At 73.1% G+C, this 6,780-nt stretch carries 3 protein-coding genes and 1 tRNA gene (1 of these 4 cut by a window edge); all 4 read left to right on the plus strand.

The features are described 5' to 3' along the window. Positions 1–4 precede the first annotated feature (4 nt). Positions 5–1,399, plus strand: coding sequence for an aminotransferase class I/II-fold pyridoxal phosphate-dependent enzyme (locus RT688_RS05670; RefSeq protein WP_313703877.1), 1,395 nt, complete (start codon positions 5–7; stop codon positions 1,397–1,399). Then, on the plus strand, positions 1,392–5,099 hold the full coding sequence (locus RT688_RS05675) for an AMP-binding protein (protein WP_313703878.1): 3,708 nt from the start codon (positions 1,392–1,394) through the stop codon (positions 5,097–5,099). Before RT688_RS05670 ends, RT688_RS05675 begins: the two co-directional genes overlap by 8 nt. 135 nt (positions 5,100–5,234) lie before the next feature. After that, a complete protein-coding gene (gene gltX / locus RT688_RS05680; RefSeq protein WP_313703879.1) occupies positions 5,235–6,626 on the plus strand; it encodes a glutamate--tRNA ligase in 1,392 nt (463 codons plus the stop codon). 105 nt (positions 6,627–6,731) lie between these two features. After that, positions 6,732–6,780 (plus strand) — tRNA-Ala (locus RT688_RS05685); it runs 153 nt beyond the window's last position.

Raw genomic sequence — 6,780 nt, forward strand, 5'->3', positions numbered from 1 at the left:
CATCGTGCACGAGGAAACGCTTCACTTCGAGCGGGCCGACGACGTCGCCGAGCTCTCGCGCTGCGGCGCGCTGAGCGGCAACGTCGCCCAGTTCGCGCAGCCGCGCGGTTCCGACCTGATCCGCCGCACCGAGGCGCTCGACGCCTGGTGCGCGCTGCGCGCGGCGCATGGGGTCTGGCAGTATGCGCGCGCGGTCGACGGCGCGCCCGGCCCCGAGGCCCAGGTCAGGGAGGAGGGCGCCCGCGGCGCTGCCGCCGTTGCCGGCCCCGCGCCCGGCGTGAACTTCGCTTCGCAGGACTACCTGTCGCTGGCCTCGCATCCCGCGGTACGGGAGGCGGCGCAGCGCGCGCTGGCCGATTGCGGTCCGCACAGCGCCGGCTCGGCCGTCCTGCAGGGGAACAGCCGCCTGTCGCTGGCGCTCGAGGAAGCGCTCGGCGCCTTGCTGCACGCACAGCACGTGACGCTGTTCCCGACCGGCTGGGGCGCCGCGTTCGGCCTCGTCACGGCACTGGTCGGCCCGCGCGACTACGTCGTGATCGACCAGCTGGCGCATGCGTCGCTGCGCCAGGGCGCGGCCGCAAGCACGCGCAACGTCGCGCTGCACCGCCATCTCGACACCGGCCACGTGCGCGAGCTGCTGGCCGCGATCCGCGCGCGCGATACCGAGAACGGCATCCTGGTCGTCACCGAGGGCCTGTTCAGCATGGACAGCGACGTGCCCGACCTGCCGCTGATGCAGCACCTGTGCCGCGAGTACGGCGCCACGCTGCTGGTCGACGTCGCCCACGACCTGGGCGCGCTCGGGCCGGGCGGCGCCGGCAGCATCGGCGCGCAGGCGATGCTGGGCAAGGTGGACATCGTGATGGGGGCGTTCTCGAAAACCTTCGCCTCGAACGGCGGCTTCGTCGCCTGCGCCTCGCGCGCGCTCAAGCGCCAGTTGCAGCTGTTCGCCGGACCGCATCTGTTCTCGAACGCGCTGTCGCCGATGCAGGCGGCCTGCGTGCTGGAAGCCCTGCGCATCGTCGAAGGGCGCGAGGGCGACGAACTGCGCGCGGCCCTGCTGCGCAATGCGCTGGCGCTGCGCGCGCACCTGGCCGAAACCGGCATGCGCTGCCTCGGCGTGCCTTCGGCCATCGTGCCGGTCTGGATCGGCAGCGAGCCGGTGGCGCGCCTGGCCGGGCGCACGCTGGCGCGCGCCAACGTGCACGTGAACGCGGTCGAATTTCCCGGCGTGCCGCTGGGCGCGGCGCGGCTGCGCCTGCAGGTGATGGCGGCGCATCGGAAGGAGCAGCTGCGGCATGGCGCGCGCCTGGTCGGCGCCGCGGTCAACGGCGCCGGCGCCGCGCTCGGGGTGGAACCGGCGCGCGGACCCGGACGCGGGGAGCGCTCCCGTGGCTGAGGCGATGGACGCCGGCGGCGCGACCCTGCTGCACAGCCTGTTCGAGCGCGCCATGCGCACGCCGCAGCGCATCGCCTACACCTTCCTGCGCGAGAACGGCGCCGCGCTCGATGTCTCCTACGCCGGCCTGGCCGCGCGCGTGACCGCGCTGGCGGCGGCGCTGGCGGAACGCGCCGCGCCGGGCGAACGCGCGCTGCTGCTGTATCCCGCCGGCCTGGAGTTCGTGACCGCCTTCCTGGCCTGCCTGGCCGCCGGCCTGGTCGCGGTGCCGGCGGCGCCCGCGCACCGGCCCCGCGACGACGAGCGCCTGGCGGCGCTGCTGGCCGACGCCAGGCCGGCGCTGGTGCTGGCGGCGCCGGACAACGAGGCTCCCACCCGTGCCGCGCTGGCGCGCGCCGGCGCCGGCCGTATCGCGCCGCTCTTTTGCGGCACCGGTTGCGACACTGCTCACGACGCCGCGCCGGCCGGCCCCGGCCTGCCGTCCTTGCCGTCGGGCGCGGCCCTGGCCTTTCTCCAGTACACCTCCGGTTCGACGGCCCAGCCGAAAGGGGTGGAGATCACCCATGCGAACATGGCCGCCAACATCGCGGCGATCGGCCAGGCCTTCGGTTTCGGCCCCGACACCGTGATGGTGAGCTGGCTGCCGCCCTTCCACGACATGGGCCTGATCGGCAGCGTGGCCGCGCCGCTGGCGCTAGGCTTTCGCTCGGTGCTGATGGCGCCCGGCGCCTTCCTGCGCCGTCCCGCGACCTGGCTGGAGGCGGTCACGCGCTACCGCGCCACCTGCACCGGCGCGCCGAACTTCGCCTGGGACCTGTGCGTGCGCCGGATCGGCGCCGAGCAGGCCGCGCAGCTCGACCTGTCCAGCCTCGAGGTGCTCTACAACGGCGCCGAGCCGGTGCGCGCGGCGACCCTGGAGCGCTTCCTGGCCGCTTTCGGCAGCCGCGGCCTGCGCCGCGGCGCGCTGTTTCCCTGCTACGGCATGGCCGAAGCGACGCTGCTGGTGGCCGGCGGTCCGCGCGGGCGCGGCCCGCGCATCCTGACGCTCGACGCCGGCGCGCTCGAACGGGGACAGGTGCGGCTGGCGGCGCCGGGCGAGGCCAATGGGCGCGCCATCGTCAGCTGCGGCCCGCTGGCATCCGGCGTGACGGTGGCGGCGATCGATCCGGCCAGCGGCGAGCGTGCCGGGCCGGACCGTGTCGGCGAGATCTGGATCGCCGGGCCGGCCGTCGCGCGCGGCTACCACGGACGGCCGCAGGAAAGCGCCGTGGCCTTCGGCGCCCGGGTGACGGACAAGGGGGGAAGCGCGGCGGCGGCGCCTTTCCTGCGCAGCGGCGACCTCGGCTTCCTGCACCAGGGCGAGTTGTTCGTCACCGGGCGGCGCAAGGACGTGATCATCGTCCATGGCCGCAACCTGTATGCGCAGGACGTGGAGGAGCTGGTCGAGCGCGCGGCGGGCGTGCTGGCGCCGAACAGTTGCGCCGCCTTCGGCATCGACGGCGCCGACGGGGAAGGGCTGGCGCTGGTGGTCGAGGCCAGCCGGGCGCTTGCGCGCAGCGGCGACGTCGAGGCGCTGGGCCGGCGCATCCGCGGCGCGGTGGCATCGGGTATCGGCGTGCCGCTGCACACGCTGCTGTTCGCGGCGTCGGGCGCGTTCCCGCGCACCACCAGCGGCAAGGTCCAGCGCGCGCGCTGCAAGGCCCTGCTGGCGGCCGGCGCGCTGCACCTGCTGCACGTGCGCGGCCGCGCCGACCTCGAGGCCAGCGCGGCGCGCGCCGATGCGCTGGTCGGCTGGCTGCGCCAGTATGGCGCGCGGCGCATCAATTCGGCCCTCGACGACGAGCGGCGCACGCTGGCGCCGCACCTGGTGCTCGACCTCGGCAACCGCGGCCTGTTCGGCCTGCAGGCGCCGCGCGAGCTCGGCGGGCAGGCGCTGGCGACCGTCGACCTGGTGCGCGTGATGGCCCAGCTGGCTGCGCTCGACCTGACCCTGGCCACGGTGGTGGGCGTGCACAACGGCCTCGGCCTGCGTGCGCTGCTGCGCTTCGGCTCGCCCGAGCTGCGCGCGCGATGGGGCCCGGTGCTGGCCGCCGGCCGCCAGCTGGCCGCCGGCCGCCAGCTGGCCGCGTTCGCGCTGAGCGAGCCGCAGGCGGGATCGAATCCGCGCGCGATCGGCACCCGGGCGGTGCGCGCCGACGGCGGCTGGCGCCTGAGCGGCGAGAAGCACCTGATCGGCCTGGCCTCGTGGTCGGGCGTGCTAGCCGTGTTCGCGCGCGCCTTCGACGCGGCGGGCAGGGCGCTCGGCACCGTCGCGCTGCTGGTGCCCGAGGACGCGCCGGGGCTGGCGCAGGGACCGGAAGCGCTGACCATGGGCATGCGTGCGATGGTGCAGAACGCGGTGCGCTTCGACGGCGTGTTCGTGCCCGACGCCCAGGTGCTGGGCGCGCCAGGCGCCGGCATGGAGGTGGCGCAGGACGCGATGGCGTTTTCCCGCCTCGGCATCGGTGCGCTGTGCATCGGCGCGATGCGCCGTTGCGCCCAGCTGATGCTGCGCTATGCCGAGCGGCGCGACATCGCCGGAGGACGCCTGCTGGACAATGCCGTGACCGCGCTGCGCCTGCATGAACTGGCGTGCGCGATCGAGGCGGGCGAGGCGCTGGTGACGGCGCTGGCGCGCGCCGTCGACGACGGCAGGGAACTGCCGCAGGATGCCTGCAGCGCCTGCAAGTGCGTGCTGTCGGAACTGCTGTGGGAAGCGGCCGACCAGCTGATGCAGATGCTCGGCGGGCGCGGCTACCTGGAGAACAATCTCGCACCGCGGTTGCTGCGCGACGCGCGCGTGCTGCGCATCCTCGAAGGCCCGAGCGAAGCCCTGTATGCGCACCTGGGCGCCCTGGCGCGCACGTCCGGCAATGCCCTGGCGCGCTGGATCGGCGAGCTATCCGCGGCCCCTGGCGCGGCACCCGAGCGGCTGCCCGCGGCCGGCGCCGGCCAGTGGCAGGACTGGCGCAACGGCGAGTTCGCCGCCTGGACGCTGCTGGCCGCCTGTGCGCGCGGCGAGGCGGCGCAGTGGGCCGCGCGCAGGCTGCAGCGGCTGCGCCAGGCGATCGCCGCCGAGCAGGCGGCGGTGCAGGCTTGCCCGTCAGGTGCGGCGCTGCTGGCGCGCGTGGGCGGCCATGCGCTGGCGATCGGCGACGTCGAGCAGGGGCTGCCGGGCGAGGAGCACCGGCTCGACCCGCTGCTGCGCCGCGCCGCGCCGGAAGCGGCTGGCGCGCTGGACCAGCCGGCATCGCCGCCGGTCGCGCCGATCGCTGCGGTAGCGGCGCCTGGCGAACCGAGCGCCGTCGACGCAGCACCCGCGGACGCGGCGCCGTCCACCGTCGAACTGGTGCGCGCCTGCCTGCTCAAGTGGCTGCGCGAAGGGGCGGCCGCGCCGCGCGGCGGGGAGCTGCCGCACCAAGCCACCGGAACCCTGCGCTGCCCGCCCGCGCCCGAGATCGGGATCGACACGTCCTTCGGCGACCTGGGGATCGATTCGCTCGCTTCGGTGCCGCTGGCGCTCGAACTGGAGGCGGCCAGCGGCGTGCCCATCGGCGCCGAGCTGCTCTACGACTACCCGACGGTGAGGGCGCTGGCGGCCTACGTCGACAGCCAGCGCGCCGGCGCTCCCGCGCCCGCCCCGGCGGAAGCGGACAGTTAAGGAAGGAAGGACGTGAGTCCCTGCGCGCCGGACCCGGGGCGGGCCCGGCGCGCAGGGTGGCATGCTTGCGACGGACGGCGCCGCGCGGCGTGCCCGGCGCGGTAAAATAGCCGCTTTACCCTTTCGCTTTTTACCATGACCGTCCGTACCCGTTTTGCCCCGAGCCCGACCGGCTATCTCCACCTCGGCGGCGCGCGCACCGCGCTGTACTCCTGGGCCTATGCCCGCCACTTCGGCGGCACCTTCATCCTGCGCATCGAGGACACCGACCTCGAACGCTCGACGCCGGAAGCGGTGCAGGCCATCCTGGACGGCATGCAGTGGCTGGGCCTGTCGCACGACGAGGGCCCGTTCTACCAGATGCAGCGCATGGACCGCTACCGCGAGGTCATCCAGGGCATGCTCGAGGCCGGCACCGCCTACCTGTGCTATTGCTCGCCGGAAGAAGTCGAAGCGATGCGCGAGCGCATGCGCGCTCTGGGGGAAAAGCCGCGCTACGACGGCACCTGGCGCCCGGAGCCGGGCAAGACCCTTCCGGAAGTGCCGGCAGGCGTCAAGCCGGTGGTGCGCTTCAAGAACCCGCTGGACGGCGAAGTCACCTGGAACGACGTCGTGAAGGGCCCGATCACGATCGCCAACAAGGAGCTCGACGACCTGATCATCGCGCGTCCGGACGGCACCCCGACCTACAACTTCTGCGTGTCGGTCGACGACTGGGACATGAAGATCACCCACGTGCTGCGCGGCGACGACCACGTGAACAACACCCCGCGCCAGATCAACATCCTGCGTGCGCTCGGCGCCGAGCTGCCGCAGTACGGCCACCTGCCGATGATCCTGGGCCCGGACGGCCAGAAGCTGTCGAAGCGCCATGGCGCCGTGAGCGTGATGCAGTATCCGGAACAGGGCTACCTGCCGGAAGCCATGCTGAACTACCTGGCGCGCCTGGGCTGGAGCCACGGCGACGACGAGATCTTCTCGATGGCGCAGTTCACCGAGTGGTTCAACCTGGAGCACCTGACCGCGTCGGCGGCGCAGTTCAATCCGGAAAAGCTGGCCTGGCTGAACAACCACTACATCAAGCAGGCCGACAACGAACGCCTGGCCGGCCTGGTTCGCCCGAAGATGGAAGAGCAGGGCGCCCAGTTCGACGGCGCGCCGGCGCTGCCGACGGTGCTGGCCCTGATGAAGGAGCGTACCAACACCATCAACGAACTGGCCGATGCGGCGATGCTGTTCTACCGCCAGCCGCAGCCGGATGCGGCGCTGCTGGCCCAGCACCTGCTTGATACCGTGCGTCCGGCGCTGGCCGCTTTCGCCGAGCGTTGCCAGACCGTGGAGTGGAACAAGGCGGCCCTGGCTGCCATGCTCAAGGAAGTGCTCGCCGCGCACGGCCTGAAGATGCCGCAGATCGCCATGCCGCTGCGCCTGCTCGTCACCGGCCAGCTCCAGACCCCGGCCATCGATGCCGTGCTTGAACTGTTCGGCCGCGACACTGTTTTGGCTCGCGTGAACAAAGGTTTGTGATTGCGCAAAACGGGGTTTGCGAAATGCAAGAAGCCCCGCTATAATGCTCGCACTTCAGCAGCACACGGTAACACGGCAGCACAGTGAGTACAGTGAAATGGGGGTATAGCTCAGCTGGGAGAGCGCTTGCATGGCATGCAAGAGGTCAGCGGTT

Source organism: Massilia sp., assembly GCF_032106685.1.
Lineage (GTDB): Bacteria > Pseudomonadota > Gammaproteobacteria > Burkholderiales > Burkholderiaceae_D > Telluria.